At 57.3% G+C, this 19,955-nt stretch carries 20 protein-coding genes and 5 tRNA genes; 12 read left to right on the forward strand and 13 right to left on the reverse strand.

Features of this window, described 5'->3' with window-relative positions; genetic code table 11:
• Window positions 1-93: 93 nt before the first annotated feature.
• Together KH389_RS22705 and KH389_RS22710 are read right to left on the reverse strand one after the other, a co-directional pair.
• Window positions 94-1,011: a hypothetical protein gene (locus KH389_RS22705; protein ID WP_213606291.1), complete on the reverse strand. Its 918-nt coding sequence runs from the start codon at window positions 1,009-1,011 to the stop codon at window positions 94-96.
• Between the two features lie 286 nt (window positions 1,012-1,297).
• Window positions 1,298-1,513: a helix-turn-helix domain-containing protein gene (locus KH389_RS22710; protein ID WP_213606292.1), complete on the reverse strand. Its 216-nt coding sequence runs from the start codon at window positions 1,511-1,513 to the stop codon at window positions 1,298-1,300.
• 261 nt (window positions 1,514-1,774) lie between these two features.
• Between KH389_RS22710 and KH389_RS22715 the strand changes: the two genes are divergently transcribed.
• From KH389_RS22715 to KH389_RS22735, 5 genes are all read left to right on the forward strand, one after another.
• On the forward strand, window positions 1,775-2,596 hold the full coding sequence (locus KH389_RS22715) for a hypothetical protein (RefSeq protein ID WP_213606293.1): 822 nt from the start codon (window positions 1,775-1,777) through the stop codon (window positions 2,594-2,596).
• Between the two features lie 44 nt (window positions 2,597-2,640).
• Window positions 2,641-3,105, forward strand: a complete 465-nt coding sequence (locus KH389_RS22720; RefSeq protein WP_213606294.1) for a hypothetical protein — start codon at window positions 2,641-2,643, stop codon at window positions 3,103-3,105.
• 480 nt (window positions 3,106-3,585) lie between these two features.
• Window positions 3,586-4,923, forward strand: coding sequence for an AAA family ATPase (locus tag KH389_RS22725; protein ID WP_213606296.1), 1,338 nt, complete (start codon window positions 3,586-3,588; stop codon window positions 4,921-4,923).
• Between the two features lie 3 nt (window positions 4,924-4,926).
• Entirely contained in the window at window positions 4,927-5,775 is an 849-nt protein-coding gene (locus tag KH389_RS22730) for a DUF4435 domain-containing protein (RefSeq protein ID WP_213606298.1), read from the forward strand.
• Window positions 5,776-5,991: 216 nt separating this feature from the next.
• Window positions 5,992-6,603: a recombinase family protein gene (locus KH389_RS22735; RefSeq protein WP_213606299.1), complete on the forward strand. Its 612-nt coding sequence runs from the start codon at window positions 5,992-5,994 to the stop codon at window positions 6,601-6,603.
• Here the strand turns inward: KH389_RS22735 and KH389_RS22740 are convergent.
• The 3 genes from KH389_RS22740 to KH389_RS22750 all read right to left on the reverse strand — a co-directional run bounded on the left by KH389_RS22740 (window position 6,565) and on the right by KH389_RS22750 (window position 8,270).
• Window positions 6,565-7,527 carry an STM4504/CBY_0614 family protein gene (locus KH389_RS22740; RefSeq protein ID WP_213606301.1) on the reverse strand — a complete coding sequence of 321 codons (963 nt, stop codon included), beginning with the start codon at window positions 7,525-7,527 and terminating at the stop codon, window positions 6,565-6,567. The two genes, KH389_RS22735 and KH389_RS22740, sit on opposite strands and share 39 nt — an antisense overlap.
• Before the next feature lie 182 nt (window positions 7,528-7,709).
• Window positions 7,710-7,785 (reverse strand) — tRNA-Thr (locus KH389_RS22745).
• A gap of 56 nt (window positions 7,786-7,841) precedes the next feature.
• Complete coding sequence (locus tag KH389_RS22750; protein WP_043860329.1) at window positions 7,842-8,270, reverse strand: pilin; 429 nt, start codon at window positions 8,268-8,270, stop codon at window positions 7,842-7,844.
• A 216-nt stretch (window positions 8,271-8,486) separates the two neighbouring features.
• Here KH389_RS22750 and KH389_RS22755 point away from each other — a divergent pair, with 216 nt between their 5' ends.
• From KH389_RS22755 to yacG, 4 genes are read left to right on the forward strand one after another with little or no spacing between them, the layout of a single operon-like run.
• Window positions 8,487-9,695, forward strand: coding sequence for a type II secretion system F family protein (locus tag KH389_RS22755; RefSeq protein WP_213606303.1), 1,209 nt, complete (start codon window positions 8,487-8,489; stop codon window positions 9,693-9,695).
• Window positions 9,696-9,697: 2 nt separating this feature from the next.
• On the forward strand, window positions 9,698-10,567 hold the full coding sequence (locus KH389_RS22760; protein WP_213606305.1) for a prepilin peptidase: 870 nt from the start codon (window positions 9,698-9,700) through the stop codon (window positions 10,565-10,567).
• Complete coding sequence (gene coaE / locus KH389_RS22765; RefSeq protein ID WP_078479476.1) at window positions 10,564-11,187, forward strand: dephospho-CoA kinase; 624 nt, start codon at window positions 10,564-10,566, stop codon at window positions 11,185-11,187. The genes KH389_RS22760 and coaE overlap by 4 nt, the downstream gene beginning before the upstream one ends.
• Window positions 11,184-11,387 carry a DNA gyrase inhibitor YacG gene (gene yacG, locus KH389_RS22770; protein ID WP_043860325.1) on the forward strand — a complete coding sequence of 68 codons (204 nt, stop codon included), beginning with the start codon at window positions 11,184-11,186 and terminating at the stop codon, window positions 11,385-11,387. Before coaE ends, yacG begins: the two co-directional genes overlap by 4 nt.
• Here the strand turns inward: yacG and KH389_RS22775 are convergent.
• On the reverse strand, window positions 11,384-12,073 hold the full coding sequence (locus KH389_RS22775) for an energy-coupling factor ABC transporter permease (protein WP_043860324.1): 690 nt from the start codon (window positions 12,071-12,073) through the stop codon (window positions 11,384-11,386). The two genes, yacG and KH389_RS22775, sit on opposite strands and share 4 nt — an antisense overlap.
• Before the next feature lie 129 nt (window positions 12,074-12,202).
• Between KH389_RS22775 and KH389_RS22780 the strand changes: the two genes are divergently transcribed.
• The 3 genes from KH389_RS22780 to KH389_RS22790 all read left to right on the forward strand — a co-directional run bounded on the left by KH389_RS22780 (window position 12,203) and on the right by KH389_RS22790 (window position 14,560).
• Entirely contained in the window at window positions 12,203-12,832 is a 630-nt protein-coding gene (locus KH389_RS22780) for a DUF1780 domain-containing protein (RefSeq protein WP_043860323.1), read from the forward strand.
• A gap of 168 nt (window positions 12,833-13,000) precedes the next feature.
• On the forward strand, window positions 13,001-13,174 hold the full coding sequence (locus KH389_RS22785; protein WP_043860322.1) for a DUF3094 family protein: 174 nt from the start codon (window positions 13,001-13,003) through the stop codon (window positions 13,172-13,174).
• A gap of 90 nt (window positions 13,175-13,264) precedes the next feature.
• A complete protein-coding gene (locus KH389_RS22790; RefSeq protein WP_043860321.1) occupies window positions 13,265-14,560 on the forward strand; it encodes an NAD(P)/FAD-dependent oxidoreductase in 1,296 nt (431 codons plus the stop codon).
• A gap of 227 nt (window positions 14,561-14,787) precedes the next feature.
• On the opposite strand, the gene KH389_RS22795 is transcribed toward KH389_RS22790, so the two are convergent.
• From KH389_RS22795 to rluD, 7 genes are all read right to left on the reverse strand, one after another.
• Window positions 14,788-14,864, reverse strand: a tRNA-Pro gene (locus KH389_RS22795).
• Between the two features lie 99 nt (window positions 14,865-14,963).
• Window positions 14,964-15,039 (reverse strand) — tRNA-Lys (locus KH389_RS22800).
• Between the two features lie 5 nt (window positions 15,040-15,044).
• Window positions 15,045-15,121, reverse strand: a tRNA-Pro gene (locus KH389_RS22805).
• 10 nt (window positions 15,122-15,131) lie between these two features.
• Window positions 15,132-15,207: transfer RNA gene (locus KH389_RS22810), tRNA-Asn, on the reverse strand.
• A 302-nt stretch (window positions 15,208-15,509) separates the two neighbouring features.
• Complete coding sequence (clpB, locus tag KH389_RS22815) at window positions 15,510-18,074, reverse strand: ATP-dependent chaperone ClpB (RefSeq protein ID WP_043860320.1); 2,565 nt, start codon at window positions 18,072-18,074, stop codon at window positions 15,510-15,512.
• Window positions 18,075-18,199: 125 nt separating this feature from the next.
• On the reverse strand, window positions 18,200-18,940 hold the full coding sequence (gene pgeF, locus KH389_RS22820) for a peptidoglycan editing factor PgeF (protein ID WP_213606307.1): 741 nt from the start codon (window positions 18,938-18,940) through the stop codon (window positions 18,200-18,202).
• Window positions 18,937-19,899: a 23S rRNA pseudouridine(1911/1915/1917) synthase RluD gene (gene rluD, locus KH389_RS22825; protein WP_043860318.1), complete on the reverse strand. Its 963-nt coding sequence runs from the start codon at window positions 19,897-19,899 to the stop codon at window positions 18,937-18,939. Before rluD ends, pgeF begins: the two co-directional genes overlap by 4 nt.
• Window positions 19,900-19,955: the final 56 nt, after the last annotated feature.

The following is a 19,955-nucleotide window of genomic DNA, read 5'->3' on the forward strand; positions in this document are numbered from 1 at the left end:
GTCAATGGTGATTCAGCTTTGATCGCCATTGACGTTTTTCGTAGTGAAGGGAAACGGCGAGCTGTCAGGGACTAAACTCAAAATTTCTACCACTCAAAACTCACTGAGACTCAACCGCTCCTTAAAACTCTTGGGGAACTGGAGATAGGAAAACATACGCTTCCGAAACTTCGGAAAGTCAAGTTCCCCACCCTGAAGAACAAAAAATACTGCATCGTAAATAAAGTCCTTGAAAATTGACCATTCACGGGGATCCGACAGAACCACTTGCGCATGTTTCGAATTTATCAGTGGCTCATACTTCACATAGAAATACTTATTATATGTACCGCTACCCTTCACTCGCTCCAAAGCCATGTAAGCAATTACCATAGCCTTCCTAAGCTTACAAAGCATCTTCTTGCGCTTATCGCCATACTCAATAAAGCGACTCAGGCCATCCATATAAGCTATATACTTGGACTCAGTCGTAGTGGCAAATGGGTTGGCATGCATATGACGAAGATCGCTCAACTGTGTGGCAAGCGCATTATGACTGAGTTCCATAAGCGCTTCTGGATTAGCACCAGGCTTCAGGTCTAAAATCTTTTCGATCAGCTGATATTTCTTAGATTTCCGTACAGGCGCCAATTCAAGATACTGCGGAATAATGTCACCCAAAAACTTCTCGATCATTATCAGCACATCATTTGCAGCGGCATCTTTGTCAACAGCCCACTCTATTTTCAGTTTCTTATTACTGATGAACAAACCGCCACCCAGGTAGTTTTTCCCAAATTTTCTATTCTGGAAAGCCCCACCGTAGAATAGATTTTGGCAATGAAACAGCCCGACACCCTTCTTTCCTTTTACTGGAGCAATATGACATAGAGCAACCTTTCCTTTAGGTCGATTGCGCACTAACTCCATAGTTTCCAAGAAAGAGCTTAACGTATGGCCCGTCAAGACCTGAACAGTACCGGCCCTCTTACATGCACGCACAAGATATAGGACCTCATCATTTTGGCGCATGTTGGCCCTGCGTTGCAGCAACCTCTTATTTTGGGATTCTTGTTTCCTATGATAAGCCTTCCGACATTTCTGATTACAGTAGAGCTTATTGCTCCACTGCTTTGAAGTATAAGCAATCTCAGATTTACATACTCGACACAACTTAAGCATGACTACCATCCATTACAATGATAGTCATTATTTACAGTTTTGAAACTTAAGCCGTCCCCATATCCTGACTAGCTGGACTCAGAAAAATACGGGAAGAGGTATAAAAAGGATACTGACTTAAACAGGAGTAGTGATTTCAGAGTCCTGCAAAGAGTTCTGATAGCTCTATGTTGAGGGCATCGGCGAGAGTTTTGATCGCGACCAGGCTCGGGTTTGCACCGCCTGTTTCGATCCGAGACATGTACGTCCGAGCAAAGCCACACCGATCGGCGAAGCTTTCTTGCGTCATTCCGGTGGCTAGGCGAAGCTGGCGCACACGCTGACCAAACTGCTGATTTAGGGATGAGGGCATTCCCAAATGATGTGGTCATGTGCTCTAATCGTGAACACACTAATCGTGACATTGAGTGTTTTATGATCAAATTTTGACAGTGCCCTGCCTTCAAGCATTTAAGCCAGCGCGTCGTGCCTAAAGTCTCTGCCTACGACAGGAGGGTTATCGCCATAACCATTGATGTTCGGCTAGATCGAAATCTAGATAGCCACATATAAATATTTTTCATGGATAGCTAAACCTAATAGACATCAACTGTATGTTGATAAGGAAATTGATATGCTCAGGCTCTGTTTGACTCTCTACTTTACGCTGCTATGTTCATTCTCTCATGCCGCTTTACCCCCTGCCCCCTTGACCACTTCGGCGGCCCAAGAGGTGGCAAATGCGTTCAGGGACCACTATGAGGATGACTTTAAATATGACATGTCTAGAGTGGCGCAGTCCGTATTCCCGACGCCAGAACAGTCATATGTATATGCGAAATACATGAACAAAGCGTTCGCAAAAGCTGGCTATAGCTTGGACGAAACTCTATATGATTATTTCAAGTCTGGCGGGCCATCTGGTGGAACTGCTGGCAGGCCTAATATTTTATTCTCGCAAAAACTAAATCTGACTGTGTATGCTGACGCCCTCAAGAATGACGCTATTGCTAATGCATTCGTCAAGGCTAACGCTGTTTCTGAAAAAACAATATCGTATGCAAAGGATGTTGCGAAAGACCTTCCAATCACTAATGCTGATTATGTAATTAACGCAACCCCAGGATATTCGATACCGGGCACCGAGGGATACAGCCGAGAAAACGGAAGGTTCATCGGTCAAGTCAAGATAGGCACTGGCCCCTGGGATGGCTGGTTGTATTTTGAATGGGAGGCACGAAGGGGCGAACAGTACGGCATCGGAATAGTACAAGTCGCTGGAGTTGATGGTGATGAGGCTGAGATTTTAAATGCACTCAATGGAAAAAGGGTAAAAGCAGAAGGCATTTACTTTATAGCTAAAGGATTAGTTATGGGCGACCCAGATACAAGAAATATTGCCATTGACCCGCTGATTTTTGACCTAAGCCATAAAATGAGATTCAAAGTCCTCTAACAGATTTTAGTTACTCACTACAACATCCAGACGAAGGAACTTCTATGAAGGCTTTTAAATATTTTGCCATTGCTGCAATCTCAAGTATCTCCTCTCTTGCATTTGCCGAGCAGTTCACCTACTTCTCATATCAAGAAGGTGGATATGCCGGGAGAATGCTCGTTGCAAACGAACTTGCGCATGGCACTCCCGTACAGCCAATTGCCGTCCACATCCAGACTGTAGACACGAGTACCCACCACGAGTGTGATGTTTGGGCGATGGAGAGCACTGCTTCCAGAATCAAGTCGAATGGAGAGATATCCACATCGATGCGGGTGGTAGATGAAAATAAAAAAGCTACCGGTGAGACTTTTGATGTTGTGCTCGGTAAGTCAGCAGCTGTAATCACTTCATCCACGCCAAGTGAGTATTGCGGTGTTTCAGCAATGTTCTCCGGCCGCTGGGTGCGCAGTCAAGGGGAAACTGGTGGCGAAAATGAACAGCGAGAAGAGCAAGATGCGTTATGAGTCTTTGGCACTGACGAATATCGAGATCCACTCTTGAGCACCTAGCTAATTAAAGAAACTCGATCGGCCCCGTTTTGGATTTTTCAAGCGGGGCTTTTTTGCTTACGTCTTAAGATAGCGGCTGCCTGTCCACAGCTTTACCGTCATTGCGCCGCTACATTGAAATCCTCCCTAGCTCTGAGCCACATACCGCGTCATACCTTAATCATGACTACCTTCCATTAACAATGGTGGTGATTACTTATAGTTTTGAAATTCAAGCCGTCCCCATATCCTGACTAGCCGCCATGATACCAGCTAGGCAGACACCGTCGAAAATCTCCGGAATCTGGGACTTTGGTCTAAACTAGCTAAGCGATGCGCCCCCTTGGTGTAGCATTCTAAATGTGATAGATTGATGGCTAGTTGCCATCTTTTTTATAGAAACAACATTACGCAGGAAAGGTTGATTAAGTATTCATTCAAAGCAAGGAGAAGCTTTTGATCATTAAGATGTTTTACGCTAAAAAGGTCCATGGCTATCTAGATTTCGCCATACACTTTAACGAGGACATGAGCTTCCTAACCGGCGGTAATGGCTCAGGAAAAACCACAGCCCTCAAATTGATAAGTGCTCTCCTTACGCCAAACTTCCAGGAGCTCCTTTTTATCCCCTTCGAAAGAGCGTCAATAGAGGTTGTTTACAAGCAAGAGATCATACATATTCACGCTGAAACTTTCGATAATAAGGTACGTCTACAGATAAGCAATTGCCCTGAAGACCTCGTTTTGCCTCGATTCACTGAAGATGAGGAAGAATTTTATACAAACAAGCCGGGCGGTAAAGAAGAAGCCATAACAGAGATATCTAGAAAATTTGCCGACCACCCGGTAATCGTAAATATTTCAAAAATCCCGAGCCCAATATTTCTTGGTCTTGAGCGTAAAAGAGAGGATCCACCTAAAGAAGCCGGTAATTACTACTACGAGCGTGAACGAGTGCATCGCGCTAACGCTGCCAGAATAAGAGCAAGAAGACTTATAAGAGGCTCACTTGGAATCAGCCTGATGGAGACTGAGCTGCTGGTCCAAGACGCTTACCGGAGAATGCGTCGTGCTGAGGAATCTTATTCTACTCGACTACGAGATTCAATATTGCTTTCAGCGTTCCAATACACTGAATTTGACTACGAATACCCAGACATTATAAAGAATGCGTGGCTGCAAAAAGGCAGTGTTCTAAAAAGAAAACAAGAGATCAAAGAAGCTCTATCAAAGATTGGCATTACCGACAGCAGGCTAAGCTCGGAAGTAGACACATTTTTTAATAGACTGACACAGCTATTTGAACGAATCCAGAGCCAGGGCGATCACTTCAGCATTGAGCTATTGACTAACAAGGCTCAAATTGAACGCATAGCTAAAGTAGTTGAAGTAATTGACGACCATAAATCTAAAATTGATAGAGTATTCAGACCTATCAACGAGTTCCTATCGACGATTAACAGCTTCTTTAAAGACTCCAACAAAAAGCTTACTGTGGATACCGTTGGCCAGCTGGTTGTGGACCGACCGAATGGTAAAGGCTGTACTGTTGAGGGCCTATCGTCTGGTGAAAGGCAAATTCTAGTAATTTTTGCGCATGCATTCTTCAACAGACATTCGGAACACTCCAACGTATTCATCATTGATGAACCGGAACTTTCGCTGCATCTCCGCTGGCAAGAACAATTTGCGAAAACGATCTTGGAGATAAGCCCTCAAACTCAGTTTATTATGGCTACTCACTCCCCGGAGATAGTAGGAGAAAACAAACACAAAGCAGTTAAGTGCAGGTGACCTATGGAGAGAAGTGTTACTGCAAAATCCGCCAAGTCCGTATTTTTTGAAGAATTCAATGACATTGATATATTCATTGAAGACACCAGCCAAGGATACGTCAAAATTTTTGAAGAAATTCTCGGTAGAGTTTTTGAGTCAGAGTTCAGAATATCGAAAATATTCCCCTTAGGCGGAAAAACCACGGTCATTGACGAACACTCAAAGCATAGAGACAGCTTCTCTAGGCCTACCCTTTATATCGTAGATGGCGACTTGGATCTAATACATTTCGAAGCAAACTCCGAACCTGGCCTTTATCACCTGCCATACTACTGCATTGAAAATTTACTATTAGACGAAAATGGTCTTCTTGAAATACTTAACGAAGAAGACCCCATAACATTAAAAGGCACTTTAATTGAAGCCTTTGACTATGTAACCTGGCGCAAAGAAACAGTAACTCCACTAGCCGATCTATTCATTGACTATGGTATATGCTACAAAAAACATCCACCTACGGCCACTGTATCTTATGAAGTAAAAAATTTAATCTCTTCAAATTCTGGACTTCTTGACCTTGCCAAGGTCGAAGCGAGGAAGAAAGAAATCGTTGACATAATCAAAAGCACTGTAGGAGAGGAAGAGTACAACGAGCTGCGTAGATCAATCGAGTATCGAGTCATGTCAGAACACAGTGAAATCGAGAGATTTATCTCTGGTAAAGATTACCTGCTCCCTCTACTACTCTTGAGAATTCGTATGATAACTAAAACGAAAACGCCCTCACTAAATATAAAGTCCAGATTAGCAATGAAGTGCAATATTGAAAAAATTCAGGACTGCAAGCGATTTGTAGGTATGCCCGCCTGATTGATGGACCTCCTAGACCCTACCTACTTTTGAATCCTGGCTTGAAAGCCTGCTGCTTGCCGCGGTAGGCCAAGCCAGAACCATTTAGTACGATGTTATTTAGGTATGCCTAGGCTGATACGGGCAATTTGAGCCTTTATCGGCCTTTCCGCTTGATAAGTACCACCCAAAATGCAACAGTGTTAGGAAAATACCCTAACTGATACAGGTTGCACTATGTTCATCCGCGCCTACCTCCGAGCATCCACCGACGAGCAAGACGCCGGCCGCGCCCGGACCTCCCTGGAGAAGTTTGCGAGCGACCATAACAAGGTTATCGCCTGTGAGTATCTGGAGAACGCCAGCGGTGCCGCCGCGGATCGGCCGGAGCTGCTGCGCCTACTCAAGGACGCCCGCAAGGGTGACGTGCTGCTGGTCGAATCCATCGACCGCCTCTCCCGCCTCCCCGCCGATGACTGGGCCAAGCTCAAGAGTGCGATCGACGCCAAGGGTCTGCGCATCGTCGCGCTCGACCTGCCCACCAGCCATCAGGGTATGCGTGACACGCAAGGCGACGAGTTCACCGGCCGGATGTTGGCCGCGATCAATTCGATGCTGGTGGAGATGATGGCGGCGATCGCCAGGAAGGACTACGAACAACGCCGCGAACGCCAGGCCCAAGGCATTCAGAAGGCCAAAGCCGCAGGCAAATATCAAGGCCGCCCGGTGGACGAGGAATTACACAAGCGAGTGAAGGAGCTGCTTGCAGCCGGCCTAGGCATTCGTGCGACAGCTAGGCACGCAACCTGCTCAACCACGACTGTCCTGCGTATCCGAGACGCTGTATAGGGCTTCCGCTTCAGCCAAAAAAACCAGGCAAGAAGCAGTCATGTGCAGCATGTACGCGGCCAAATGCTCGGGGACTTGAGTAGGTGCGGAACCTTGCCCGTGGCCAGAAAGCTTATTCCGCCCGGTTGGCACACTACTTTCGAGCGAGCTTCTGAGCGACGTGAGTGACTGTTGCCAGTAGAGCGGAATTAGTTCGTGATCGAAAAGCACTTGGATCAGTTTGCTGGCGGTGGCATGGTCGGCGTACTCCCAGCCGCGCTTGTCACAAATCGCCTTCATCATGCTCTCAAAAGCTTTCAGACACTCGTTCAGAGCTTCCTTGGTATTACCTTGGCGATAGTGAGAGTGAGCTAGCAGAAACTCCTCTTCAGGTCCTCGATAACAGCTCTGTTGAAGCAGTCGCAACGCGGGCTTGACTACCTCCTCATGAAGAAGCTGCGAGTCCTTTCTGATGATTTCTCCAGATAGGAATTCGAAACCAACGCCGTGCTCGCGGAATCGAGTGTTTAGTTCGGCGATAGCCTCAGATGCAACCTCATCGGCGTTGCTACGTTGCAAATAGTCCCACGAGCGGGTGAGCCGGTCGATTGCCCTAAAAGCCAACTCCACAGCATCTAGAGCCTTTTCGACGTTATTCTCGGCCATGAAAAAATCGCAGAGCTCTGCGATAGGGTCATCTTGATGAGCTGCCCGAGATGTCAGGGCGAAAACCCCATATTCTCGACGGAGCATAGAGGTCATCATGGACCAGGCGTGGGGACTTTTGCCCCGCCGACGGAAATCGTCGTGATTGCCGAGCGCTTCAATCCAGATCTGTACAATCTGGGTTTTGAGAGCCGAAGGCAGGCTTATGTACTGGTAGACGTCCGGAAATTCACCGCGAGCGCGGCGTGCTCTCTTGGAGTAAAGGTCGATTACAGCCACTCGCAATCTCCTCTGACGCATGACGCGAGAGAGCTGAAAGCATCAGAAAGCCCTCATGCTGCAAGCATTTGACGGAGGACAAGACGCTCACAACTCCAGCTGAAGGCATTTCTCTTGCTGTCACCCTGCTGTCACAAAATATCAAATCAGAAGGATTAAAACGCTGAAAGCCTTGATTTATCTGGTGCCGGGGACAGGAATCGAACCTGCGACCTTCGCGTTACGAGTGCGCTGCTCTACCGACTGAGCTACACCGGCGTGGCGACAACGCTACCATTGCCGCCACGCTTTCGCAAATCACTGTTTATCAACAGCTATTGCCCACCACTCGCCTGCACCGCGGTGCACCCGGCCGGGGCCAGGTCGGCCTCGATATCGGTGCTGCACGCCCAGCCCGTGGCCGAACGGGCCCAGGTCAGGTGCTTGCCCGCCACCGGCGCCGGCGCATCCACCAGCACACATGCAAGGGTGCCCACACCGGTCGCCGCCACGCCCTGCGCACTCAAGGTGCAGTTGGCCGTAGTCGGCTGGCCGCCAAGGGCGGCGACATCGGCCACGTCCTTGCCCTGGTTGATCTGCACTTCGAAGGCGGTCTTCAATGCCGACACCTCGGCCAGCGCCGCCGTGGCCTTGGCCCGCGCCTGGTGGTTGGTGTACATGGGCATGGCGATGGTCGCCAGAATGCCGATGATCGCCACCACGATCATCAACTCGATCAATGTAATACCGCGCTGTCCCTTCATGGGCACTCCCCTCGCAAAAACTCACAAATCCCGCCACGGACACCGCCGCAGACCAGCGCGCCAGTAGGCCCGAACAGACACCTTTTGTCACCCTGCGGGTGCTTAACCCAGCACCGCGCTCGACTACTCTAGTGGCCACCGGGCGGGATTGCCCGAGCCTACCACCCTGAAGCTGTTACAGGGTTTGTGACTGTCCACCGCTGCAGGGAGGTAGCGATGAACCACAAGACAAAAACCTATGCCTGGCAAGGCATCGACCGCTCCGGCACCCACGTGAGCGGGCACAGCAGCGGGCAGAACAGTGCGCTGGTGAAGGCGCTGCTGCGCGGTCGCGGCATACGCCCTACCCAGGTGAGCCCGGCACGCCGATTTACCCTGCAACTGCCCGCCTCGCTCGGCGCCAAGGACATCACCCGCTTCAGCCGCCAGCTGGCAACGTTGTTCAAGGCCGGCGTGCCGCTGCTGCAAGGGCTGGGCATGATCGCCGAAGGCATCAACAACCCACCGCTGCGCCACCTGCTGGGCACCCTCAAAAACGATATCGCCGCCGGCTGCGGCCTGGCCGATGCGCTGCGCAGGCACCCGCGCCAGTTCGACAGCCTGTATTGCAACCTGGTGGCCGTGGGCGAGCAAACCGGCTGCCTGGACAGCCTGCTCGACCAGTTGGCAACACTGCAGGAGAAACGCCAGGCGCTACGGGCCCGGCTGAAAAAGGCCATGGCCTACCCCGCGCTGGTGCTGCTGGTGGGGTTGGGGGTGGCGGCGTTGCTGTTGCTCAAGGTGGTACCGCAGTTTCAGGCCATGTTCGCAGGCTTCGGCGCGCCGTTGCCGGCCTTTACCCAGGGTGTCATCAACCTGGCCGACTGGCTGGGGCAGTATCTGCTGTGGGTGCTTGGGGTAATGCTGGCCACGGGATTTGCCCTGCGCCGCGCCTTCGAGCGTCAGCAGGCGGTGCGTTTGTGGATGTTGCGCCAGGGGCTGCGCATGCCGGTTCTGGGCGCGGTGATGCAGCATGCGGCACTGGCTCGTTTTGCGCGCACCCTGGCCACTTCGTTCAGTGCCGGCGTACCGCTCACCGAAGCCCTGGGGCCGGTGGCCGCCGCGTGCGGCAATACGCTGTACGAGCAGGCCGTGCTGCGCCTGCGCCAGGCCATCGGCAACGGCCTGTCGATGAGCGCGGCGATGCGCAACGAGCCGCTGTTCCCGTGCCTGGCGGTACAGATGTGCGCCATTGGCGAGACATCCGGCACGCTCGACGATATGCTCGACCGGATCGCCAGCCACCACGAAACGGCCGTCGACGAATGGCTCGACAACCTGGCCAGCCTGCTGGAGCCGATGATCGTGCTGATTCTCGGGCTGGTGGTGGGCAGCCTGGTGGTCGCCATGTACCTGCCGATCTTCCAGCTGGGCGATGTGATCTGACTATGGACCTGTTCGAAACCCTGGCCCGCCAGCCGCTGGCCTACCAATGCGTCGCCCTGTTGCTTGGCCTGATTGTGGGCAGCTTCATCAATGTGCTGGTGCATCGCCTGCCGATGATGCTCGAGCGCCAATGGCGCAGCGAGGCCCGCGAAGTGCTGGAGCTGCCCAACCCGGCCGAGCCACGTTTCGACCTGATGCTGCCCCACTCCCACTGCCCGCACTGCCAGCACCGCATCCGCGCGTGGGAGAACATCCCGGTGCTGAGTTACCTGTGCCTGCGCGGGCGCTGTTCGGCCTGCAAGGCATCGATCAGCCCGCGCTACCCATTGGTGGAGCTGGCCTGCGCAGGGCTTGGCCTGTTCGCGGCCTGGCATTTCGGCTTCAGCGCCAGCGCGGCGGCGTTCATGCTGTTGAGCTGGGGCCTGCTGGCAATGAGCCTGATCGATATCGAGCATCAGTTGCTGCCCGATGTGCTGGTGCTGCCGCTGCTGTGGCTGGGCCTGATACTCAATGCCTTCGAGGTGTTCGTGCCGCTGGACCAGGCGCTGTGGGGCGCCGTGGCCGGCTACCTGAGCCTGTGGACGGTGTACTGGCTGTTCAAGCTGGTCACCGGCAAGGAGGGCATGGGCTATGGCGATTTCAAGCTGCTGGCCATGCTCGGCGCCTGGGGCGGCTGGCAGATCCTGCCGCTGACGCTGCTGCTGGCCTCGCTGGTGGGCGCGCTGCTGGGCCTGATACTGCTGCGCCTGCGCAACCAGCAGGCGAGCACGCCGATTCCGTTTGGGCCCTATCTGGCCATTGCGGGCTGGATCGCGCTGCTCTGGGGTGGTCAAATGACCACTTCCTATCTGCAATTTGCCGGACTGCAATGACCACACCCGCCTTCACACCCTGGATTCTCGGCCTCACCGGTGGCATCGGCAGTGGCAAGAGCGCCGCGGCGCAACGCTTCATCGAGCTGGGCGTGCACCTGGTGGATGCCGACCAGGCCGCACGCTGGGTGGTCGAGCCCGGGCGCCCGGCGCTGGCCAGCCTGGTGGAGCATTTCGGCCCCGGCGTGCTGCAAAGCGACGGGCAACTGGACCGCGCCGCGCTGCGCCAGCTGATCTTCAGCGACCCGGCGCAACGCCGCTGGGTGGAAGCCCTGCTGCACCCGCTGATCGGCCAGGAGATCTTCAGCTACCTGGCCAAGGCCGAGTCACCCTATGCGGTGTTCGTTTCACCGTTGATGATCGAGTCGGGCCAGTATCAGCGCACCCAGCGCCTGCTGGTGATCGACGCGCCGCAGGCCTTGCAGATCGAACGTACACTGCAGCGCGACCAGACCAGCCCCGAACAGGTGCAGGCCATTCTCAAGGCGCAGACCAGCCGCGAAGAGCGCCTGCGCCATGCCCACGACGTGATCGTCAACGACCGCGACTTGGCCTGGCTGCATTCGGAGGTCGACCGCCTGCATCACTTTTACCTGACTTTGCGTGGAGGCCAAGCATGAGCCAACCCCTGACCGTAGACTGCCCGACCTGTGGCGCCCCTGTTGAATGGAGTGCCACAAATACCTACCGGCCGTTCTGCTCCGACCGCTGCAAGCTGATCGACCTGGGTGCCTGGGCCGCTGAAGAGCACAAGATTCCGGTGGCACCGGATGCCGAAGACGAGCTGTTCTCCGGCGACTTCAACCCGCGCGAACACTAGCCGCGCGGTTCGTCGTCCTTCCACGGGGCCTGCAGGTAGCGGGTCCGGTTGAAGGTTTCCAGCCACTCGGGGCAGAACACCACCAGCGCACTGATTACCATGCCGTTGATGAAGGCCTCGGGGAAGATGATCAGCCACAGGTAGCCGATGAAGTCCGACAGCCATTCGGGCATCACGAAGATACCATCCAGCCACAGCCAGCCAAGGCTGGCCAGCAGGCACAGCAAGGTCGCCAGCGCGGCGGCGAAAAAACCCGAACAGAAGATGTACACGAACAGGTTTTTAGGCTGTGCGCGCTCCACCAGTATGGCCACCCCCTCCGTCACCAGCACCGGCAGGCCAATCAGCAGCAGGCCGTTGACGCCCATCGCCGCCAGGTCCTGACGCCCCAGCGCCACCAGCCCCACCTGCGCCACCAGGCCACCGACGATTGCCAGCGGCCAGTCCAGCAGCAGGGTCACGGCGGTCATGCCGATGAAGTGGTACGACACGCCGGTGTCGAAGTCGCGGCGTACCAGCCACAACGCGAACAGCGCGAAGATGGTGCCGAACAGCAGGTGCTGGCGCCGCCGGTCGGTGAACAGCTCGACCCACGGCGCGCGCCACACCGCCCACAGCAGCAGCGGCACGTAGCACAGCCAGCCCAGCAGCAGGCTTTGTTCCGATAACACTTGTGCGCCAATCACGGCTGTCTGCCCCTTGTGTGCATTGCGCCCGACGATGGCTCATTCTACACACCGTTCCACGGCCTGTTGCCGCCATCCACCGGGCCTGGAATGCAGCGTTGTCATGATTTGGGCGCTAAGCTTGTGCCCATGGATGACTCAGACTACCTGCGCCTGCTAACCATTCAGGCCGAACAAGCCAATGCGTTCCTGTCCAATGCCCGCAAATGGGAGCGCGAGCGTTGGGTATGCCAGCGCCTGCTGCAAGGCCTGAACATTCCCTACCGCAGCGAGGACTTCACCGCCGCCGGTCAGGAACCACCCGACGTGCTGTTTCGCGATGCCGCCTTCGAGGTGTTCTTCGTGCTCGACGAAGGGCGCCGGCTCAACGACGAATGGCGCGAAGAACTGCAGCGCCGGCGCAGCGCGTTCTCCCTCGCGCAGCTGGTAAGGCGCGAGGCCCGGCCGCGACGCATCAGTGCGCAGGAGCTGCTGCAGCGCCTGGCGCCCACCCTGCGCAAGAAGTCGCACAACTACCGCGAACGCAACCTGGACCTGGGCGAACTGGACATCATTGCCTTCGCCAGCCTCAAGCGCGAAGTGCTCGACCTCAACAGCCACTTCCCGCCGCCCACAGAATACCTGCGCCAGGGCTGGCGCTCGCTGTCGCTGGTGGGCCCGACCTTCGCCCGGGTGCTGTTCGCCCACCCCGATGCGCCGGATTTTCTGCGCGCCAACCTGGGGCGCAGCATCGTCTTCGATGTGGGGATCAGCCTGTGATCGCTGCCCCCTGCCAAAGCGGGATGGCATAAATGCGGCGCGGGTGATACAAAGCGCAATCATTCGCTGTCACGAGCGCTTCGATCCCCCAGGTAAGCCTTTGGCGACGGACTACAGTGAACACTGTAGCGTTCCCACAGTCACATGCGTCTACCTGACGAGGCCTCCATGACCAGCCGCCTGAACCCCGAAGACCAGCGACGAGTCGATGAATACCTGCGTGCCCCCCAACACCAAGTCGAGCGCAAGCCTTTCAGGCCATGGCTGCTCCTTGCTCTGGTGGTGGGCGTGACGATCAGCCTTGGCCTGTTGAGCCGCCTCCTGAGCCACCTGGTGCTATGAGCTGCCTTGCGCTCGCCCAAACCGCCCGCCCTGCGCGGCCGGCCACTCAGGACCCAACCCAGAATTCCGCAAACCTTATGAGATATCCCCATGACTCACCGTATCGTGATTGTCGGCGGCGGCGCCGGCGGCCTGGAACTGGCGACCCGCCTGGGTAAGACCCTGGGCAAGCGCGGCACCGCCGCGATTACCCTGGTCGACGCCAACCTGACCCACATCTGGAAGCCGCTGCTGCACGAAGTGGCGGCCGGTTCGCTCAATTCCTCCGAAGACGAGCTCAACTACGTGGCCCAGGCCAAGTGGAACCACTTCCAGTTCCAGCTGGGGCGCATGAGCGGCCTGGAGCGTTCGAGCAAGCAGATCCAGCTGGCCGCCACCCTCGACGAGGACGGCCGCGAGCTGCTGCCGGCGCGCACCCTGGCGTATGACACGCTGGTGATCGCGGTGGGCAGCAACACCAACGACTTCGGCACCCTGGGTGCGGCGCAGCATTGCCTGTTCCTCGACACCCGCAAGCAGGCCGAGCGCTTCCACCAGCAGTTGCTCAACCACTACCTGCGCGCCCACGCTGGCGACCTTGCCAGCGAGAAGATCAGCGTGGCGATCGTGGGTGCCGGTGCCACCGGCGTGGAGCTGGCGGCCGAGCTGCACCATGCCGCCCACGAACTGGCCGCCTATGGCCTGGACCGCATCCAGCCCAAGGACATGCAGATCACCCTGATCGAGGCCGGCCCACGGGTGTTGCCGGCGCTGCCCGAGCGCATCAGCGTGCCGGTGCACAAAACCCTGGAAAAACTCGGCGTGACGGTGCTGACCAACGCGTCGGTGAGCGAGGTCACCGCAGACTCGCTCAAGACCGCCAACGGCGAGGTGATCCACGCCAGCCTCAAGGTGTGGGCGGCCGGTATCCGCGCACCGGCGTTCCTCAAGGACATCGACGGGCTGGAAACCAACCGCATCAACCAGTTGGTGGTGCGCCCTACTCTGCAGACCACCCTGGACGATGACATCTTCGCGTTCGGCGACTGCGCCGCCTGCCCGCAGCCGGGCAGCGACCGCAATGTGCCGCCGCGCGCCCAGGCCGCCCACCAGCAGGCCTCGCTGCTGGCCAAAGGGCTCAAGGCGCGCCTGGAGGGCAAGGCGTTGCCCACCTACGCGTACCGCGACTACGGCTCGCTGGTCTCGCTGTCGCGCTTCTCGGCAGTGGGCAACCTGATGGGCAACCTCACCGGCAGTGTGATGCTCGAAGGCTGGCTGGCGCGGATGTTCTATGTGTCGCTGTACCGCATGCACCAGATGGCGCTGTATGGCACCTTCCGCACGCTGATGCTGATGCTCGGCAGCCGTATCGGCCGCGGTACCGAACCCCGCCTCAAGCTGCACTGACGGCTACCCCCGTCCGCCCCGGCGCCCTGCCGGGGCCGGATGGGCGCCAGGCCACTGGCGTGCGGTTGACCCGGAGCGAGCTGTATTTCGACGAGGCGCGGATGCGCGCACTACAGCCCCCTGCAGGAGGTACTGGGCATAGGCAGTACCGCCAGCTGGCTGCAAATGCGCTAAACCCTGCGCAAACGAAAAAGGGCACCTTTTGCAAGGTGCCCTTTTTCTGAAGATGGTCGGGGTAAGGGGATTCGAACTCCTGACATCCTGCTCCCAAAGCAGGCGCGCTACCGGACTGCGCTATACCCCGGTAAAAAAAAGACACCGATTAAGGTGCCTTTTTTAATGGCTGGACGCTAATGGCGTACCAACCTTTTAAGATTCAAACCCAGCGAACCGGATTCAAAAATGGTGGGTCGTGTAGGATTCGAACCTACGACCAATTGGTTAAAAGCCAACTGCTCTACCAACTGAGCTAACGACCCAAATATGGTCGGGGTAAGGGGATTCGAACTCCTGACATCCTGCTCCCAAAGCAGGCGCGCTACCGGACTGCGCTATACCCCGGTTTGAAATTTGGCTCCGCGACCAGGACTCGAACCTGGGACCCAATGATTAACAGTCATTTGCTCTACCGACTGAGCTATCGCGGAACTATCAATTTCAAGTACAACTTGCTGCAATTTCGAAAACTGTATCGCTACCGCTTCGAACTCTTCGACCTTGTGCATCGCTGCGTTCATGTCTCTGAGGCGCGCTATTCTACAATCTTCAAAACCCTTGTCAACCCTTAATTTGCATTCAACACACTGATTTGCAACTTTTTTTCAGATTCCCACTTCTGCCGGAAACCTGCGGGGTGACATACAGCGGGGCGCACTTTACAAGCACTCGAAGCAAAATGCAAAGAAAAAAGGCCTCGAAAATCGAGGCCTTAGCGTAACCCGCCGAAAACTCAGGCAAAGACGATCTCTTCGCCCTCCAGCTTGGCGGTGATGCTGCTGCCCGGCATGAACTGACCCGACAGAATCAGTTGCGCCAGCGGGTTCTCGATCCAGCGCTGGATCGCCCGTTTCAGCGGCCGTGCGCCATACACCGGGTCGTAACCGACCGCGATCAGCTTGTCGAGGGCCTCGGGGCTCAGCTCCAGGCTCAGCTCGCGTTCGGCCAGACGGCTGCGCAGACGCGACAGCTGGATCTGGGTGATACCGGCGATCTGGTCGCGACCCAGAGGCTCGAACACCACCACTTCGTCGATACGATTGACGAACTCGGGGCGGAAATGCGAACCCACCGCGTCCATCACCGCAGCGCGCTGCGCCTCGCGATCACCCACCAGTTCCTGGATCTGTGCCGACCCCAGGTTGGAGGTCATCACGATCACCGTGTTGCGAAAGTCCACGGTACGGCCGTGACTGTCGGTCAGGCGACCGTCTTCAAGCACTTGCAGCAACACGTTGAACACGTCCGGGTGGGCCTTCTCGACCTCGTCCAGCAGCACTACCGCATAGGGTTTGCGCCGCACGGCTTCGGTCAGGTAGCCGCCCTCTTCGTAGCCCACGTAGCCTGGCGGTGCACCAATCAGCCGCGCCACGGAATGTTTCTCCATGAACTCGGACATATCGATACGCACCATGGCCTCTTCGGTGTCGAACAGAAACTCGGCCAGCGCCTTGCACAGCTCGGTTTTACCCACACCGGTAGGGCCCAGGAACAGGAACGAACCACTTGGCCGGTTAGGGTCGGACAACCCGGCCCGCGAACGACGCACCGCGTTGGCTACGGCCACCACGGCCTCTTCCTGGCCGATCACGCGCTGGTGCAGGAGGCTTTCCATCTTCAGCAGCTTTTCGCGCTCGCCTTCGAGCATCTTGGATACCGGGATACCGGTCCACTTCGACACCACCTCGGCGATCTCTTCCTCGGTCACCTTGTTGCGCAGCAGCTGGTTTTCGGCCTTGCCATGCTGGTCGACCATCTGCAGGCTGCGCTCCAGGTCCGGGATCACCCCGTACTGCAGCTCGGCCATGCGGCTCAGGTCGCCCTTGCGGCGGGCGGTTTCCAGCTCCTGACGGGACTGCTCGATCTTTTGCTGGATCTGCGCAGAGCCCTGCACTTCGGCTTTTTCCGAGGTCCAGATCTCTTCCAGGTCGGAGTACTCACGCTCCAGCCGCACGATCTCCTCGGTCAGCTTCTCGAGGCGCTTGAGGGCCGCCTCGTCGTCTTCCTTCTTCAGCGCCTGGGATTCCACCTTCAGTTGAATCAGGCGACGCTCCAGACGGTCGAGCACCTCGGGCTTGGAGTCGATCTCCATGCGAATGCGGCTGGCCGCCTCGTCGATCAGGTCAATGGCCTTGTCGGGCAACTGACGATCGGTGATGTAGCGATGGCTGAGCTTGGCCGCGGCAATGATCGCGCCGTCGGTGATCGCCACCTTGTGGTGCACCTCGTAACGCTCCTTGAGGCCACGCAGGATGGCGATGGTGTCTTCCTCGCTCGGCTCCTCTACCAATACCTTCTGGAAACGACGCTCCAGCGCCGCATCCTTCTCGATGTACTGGCGGTACTCGTTCAGCGTGGTGGCACCGACGCAGTGCAGCTCGCCGCGCGCCAGCGCAGGCTTGAGCATGTTGCCGGCATCCATCGAGCCTTCGCCTTTACCTGCACCGACCATGGTGTGCAGCTCGTCGATGAACAGGATGATCTGGCCTTCCTGCTTGGACAGCTCGTTGAGCAGGCCTTTGAGGCGTTCTTCGAACTCGCCGCGGAACTTGGCGCCGGCAATCAGCGCGCCCATGTCCAGCGACAGCAGGCGCTTGCCCTTCAGACCATCGGGCACTTCGCCATTGATGATGCGCTGGGCCAGGCCTTCGGCGATGGCAGTCTTACCCACGCCAGGCTCACCGATGAGCACCGGGTTGTTCTTGGTACGGCGTTGCAGCACCTGGATGGTGCGACGGATCTCGTCGTCACGGCCGATCACCGGGTCGAGCTTGCCGTCTTCGGCACGCTTGGTCAGGTCGACGGTGTACTTGTCCAGGGCCTGGCGCGATTCCTCGGCGTTGGGGTCGTTCACCGCTTCGCCACCGCGCAGGTTGCTGATGGCGTTTTCAAGCGCCTTCTTGCTCACGCCCTGGCCGAGCAGCAACTTGCCGAGCTTGCTGTTCTCGTCCATGGCCGCCAGCAGCACGAGCTCACTGGAGATGAACTGGTCGCCCTTCTGCTGGGCCAGGCGGTCGGCCTGGTTGAGCAGGCGTGCCAGGTCCTGCGACATGTTGACGTCGCCGGTAGGGTTCTGGATTTTTGGCAACTGGTCGAGTTCTTTGCCCAGTTCCTTGCGCAGGCTGTTGACGTCGAAGCCCACCTGCATCAACAGGGGCTTGATCGAACCACCCTGCTGGTCGATCAGCGCCTGCAACAGGTGCGCAGGCTCGATCGCGGGGTGATCCATGCCAACCGCCAGGGACTGGGAGTCGGATAACGCCAGTTGCAGCTTGCTGGTCAAACGGTCTATTCGCATAACTTACCTTCCTTTAATGGGCAGGCCGGAGCGATGGACACACCTGATGAAGAAAAACCTGCCTGAGATACCCCTATAGATAAGGGTGATTGTGGAAGATTCAAGCGTAGCGGGCTTGATCCAGGTCAGCGAGGCGCCAGCCAGATCAGCGAAGCGAAGCGCCCGGTAACGGGGCTGCGACGGTAGGAATAGAAGCGTGGGTCGCTCACGGTGCACAGGCCGCCGCCATACACGGCAGTGATGCCACGGGCCGCCAGGCGAATGCGCGCCAGTGCATAGATGTCGGCCATGAACTTGCCGGGCTGCGCCCCCGCCACGAAGGCGCTGGCACTTTCCGGATGAACGGTCATGAAGGCTTCGCGCACTTCGCCGCCCACCTCGAACGCCTGGGGCCCGATGGCCGGGCCCAGCCATACCAGCACCTCGCTGGCCGGTACGCCCAGCGCATCGAGCGTGGCCTCCAGCACACCGCCCACCAGCCCGCGCCAGCCGGCATGGGCAGCGCCCACGCGGGTGCCGGCGCGGTCGCAGAACAGTACCGGCAGGCAGTCGGCGGTCATGGACGTGCAGGCGATGCCGGGGGTGCTGGTGCAGCTGGCGTCGGCTTCGGCAACCCGCGCCGGGTCGGCCTCGACCACATCGATGCCGTGCACCTGCTTGAGCCAGGCGGGCTGGATGCCGAACTGCGCGGTCAGGCGCCGACGGTTTTCGGCCACTGCGGCCTGGGCGTCACCGACGTGGTCGCCCAGGTTCAACGAATCGTAGGGCGCCAGGCTCACGCCGCCGCCCCGGGTGGTGACGCACGCCTTGACCCAGGCTGGCGCAGGCCAGTCGGGGGTCAGCAGGTGGTGCGTCAGCGGGCTCATCCGACGAAGGCCTCGCGGTCCTGCTTGAGCAGCGACAGCAGCCATACGAAGTCGTCCGGCAGGGACGACTCCCAGCCCATGCGCTCACCGGTCACCGGGTGATCCAGCTCCAGGAAGCGTGCGTGCAGGGCCTGGCGCGGGAAGGTCTTGAGCGCGTCGACCATGGTCACGCTGGCCGCCGGCGGGATGCGGAAGCGCCCGCCGTACACCGGGTCGCCGACCAACGGGAAGTTGACGTGGGCCATGTGCACGCGGATCTGGTGGGTACGCCCGGTTTCCAGCTTGACGCGCACGTGGGTGTGCGAGCGGAAGCGTTCGAGCACGCGATAGTGGCTGACGGCCTGCTTGCCGCCCTCCATCACCGCCATGCGCTGGCGCTGCTGGCCGTGACGACCGATCGGGGCGTTGATCTTGCCGCCCGCGGTAACCACGCCGATCACGATGCATTCATAGATGCGGCTGACGCTGCGACTTTGCAACTGGGCTACCAGCTGGGTCTGCGCCTGAATGGTCTTGGCCACCACCATCAGACCGGTGGTGTCCTTGTCGAGGCGGTGCACGATGCCGGCGCGCGGCACGTTGATGATGTCCGGCACGTGGTGCAGCAGGGCATTGAGCAGGGTGCCGTCGGCATGACCGGCAGCCGGGTGCACCACAAGCCCGGCCGGCTTGTTGATGACCAGGATGTGCTCGTCTTCGTAGACGATGTCCAGTTCGATGTCCTGCGCCACCCACTCGCCCTGGGCTTCCTGCTCGGCGTCAAGCGCCAGCAGAGCGCCGCCATGGACGATGTCGCGCGGACGCACGACGTTGCCATCGACGGTCAGTAGGCCTTCTTTGATCCAGGCGGAAAGGCGCGAGCGCGAGTGCTCGGCAAACAGTTGGGCGGCGACTTGGTCGAGGCGTTGCCCGCCCAATTCGGACGGTACCTCTGCGCGAAGTTCAATTTTCTCGGACATGCTCGAATCAGGCGGAGGCACAGCCTTTGGTTTCAGCTGCACGCTTGTGGTTAAAT

The sequence above is a fragment of the Pseudomonas qingdaonensis genome, from assembly GCF_018398475.1.
GTDB lineage: Bacteria > Pseudomonadota > Gammaproteobacteria > Pseudomonadales > Pseudomonadaceae > Aquipseudomonas > Aquipseudomonas palmensis.

Bases quoted from the DNA above. Each gene is read 5' to 3' on its own strand.
- KH389_RS22705 (WP_213606291.1), bottom strand. From the start codon at position 1,011: ATGCGCCAAAATGATGAGGTCCTATATCTTGTGCGTGCATGTAAGAGG.
- KH389_RS22710 (WP_213606292.1), bottom strand. From the start codon at position 1,513: ATGCCCTCATCCCTAAATCAGCAGTTTGGTCAGCGTGTGCGCCAGCTT.
- KH389_RS22715 (WP_213606293.1), top strand. From the start codon at position 1,775: ATGCTCAGGCTCTGTTTGACTCTCTACTTTACGCTGCTATGTTCATTC.
- KH389_RS22720 (WP_213606294.1), top strand. From the start codon at position 2,641: ATGAAGGCTTTTAAATATTTTGCCATTGCTGCAATCTCAAGTATCTCC.
- KH389_RS22730 (WP_213606298.1), top strand. From the start codon at position 4,927: ATGGAGAGAAGTGTTACTGCAAAATCCGCCAAGTCCGTATTTTTTGAA.
- KH389_RS22735 (WP_213606299.1), top strand. From the start codon at position 5,992: ATGTTCATCCGCGCCTACCTCCGAGCATCCACCGACGAGCAAGACGCC.
- KH389_RS22750 (WP_043860329.1), bottom strand. From the start codon at position 8,270: ATGAAGGGACAGCGCGGTATTACATTGATCGAGTTGATGATCGTGGTG.
- KH389_RS22755 (WP_213606303.1), top strand. From the start codon at position 8,487: ATGAACCACAAGACAAAAACCTATGCCTGGCAAGGCATCGACCGCTCC.
- KH389_RS22760 (WP_213606305.1), top strand. From the start codon at position 9,698: ATGGACCTGTTCGAAACCCTGGCCCGCCAGCCGCTGGCCTACCAATGC.
- coaE (WP_078479476.1), top strand. From the start codon at position 10,564: ATGACCACACCCGCCTTCACACCCTGGATTCTCGGCCTCACCGGTGGC.
- yacG (WP_043860325.1), top strand. From the start codon at position 11,184: ATGAGCCAACCCCTGACCGTAGACTGCCCGACCTGTGGCGCCCCTGTT.
- KH389_RS22780 (WP_043860323.1), top strand. From the start codon at position 12,203: ATGGATGACTCAGACTACCTGCGCCTGCTAACCATTCAGGCCGAACAA.
- KH389_RS22785 (WP_043860322.1), top strand. From the start codon at position 13,001: ATGACCAGCCGCCTGAACCCCGAAGACCAGCGACGAGTCGATGAATAC.
- KH389_RS22790 (WP_043860321.1), top strand. From the start codon at position 13,265: ATGACTCACCGTATCGTGATTGTCGGCGGCGGCGCCGGCGGCCTGGAA.
- clpB (WP_043860320.1), bottom strand. From the start codon at position 18,074: ATGCGAATAGACCGTTTGACCAGCAAGCTGCAACTGGCGTTATCCGAC.
- pgeF (WP_213606307.1), bottom strand. From the start codon at position 18,940: ATGAGCCCGCTGACGCACCACCTGCTGACCCCCGACTGGCCTGCGCCA.
- rluD (WP_043860318.1), bottom strand. From the start codon at position 19,899: ATGTCCGAGAAAATTGAACTTCGCGCAGAGGTACCGTCCGAATTGGGC.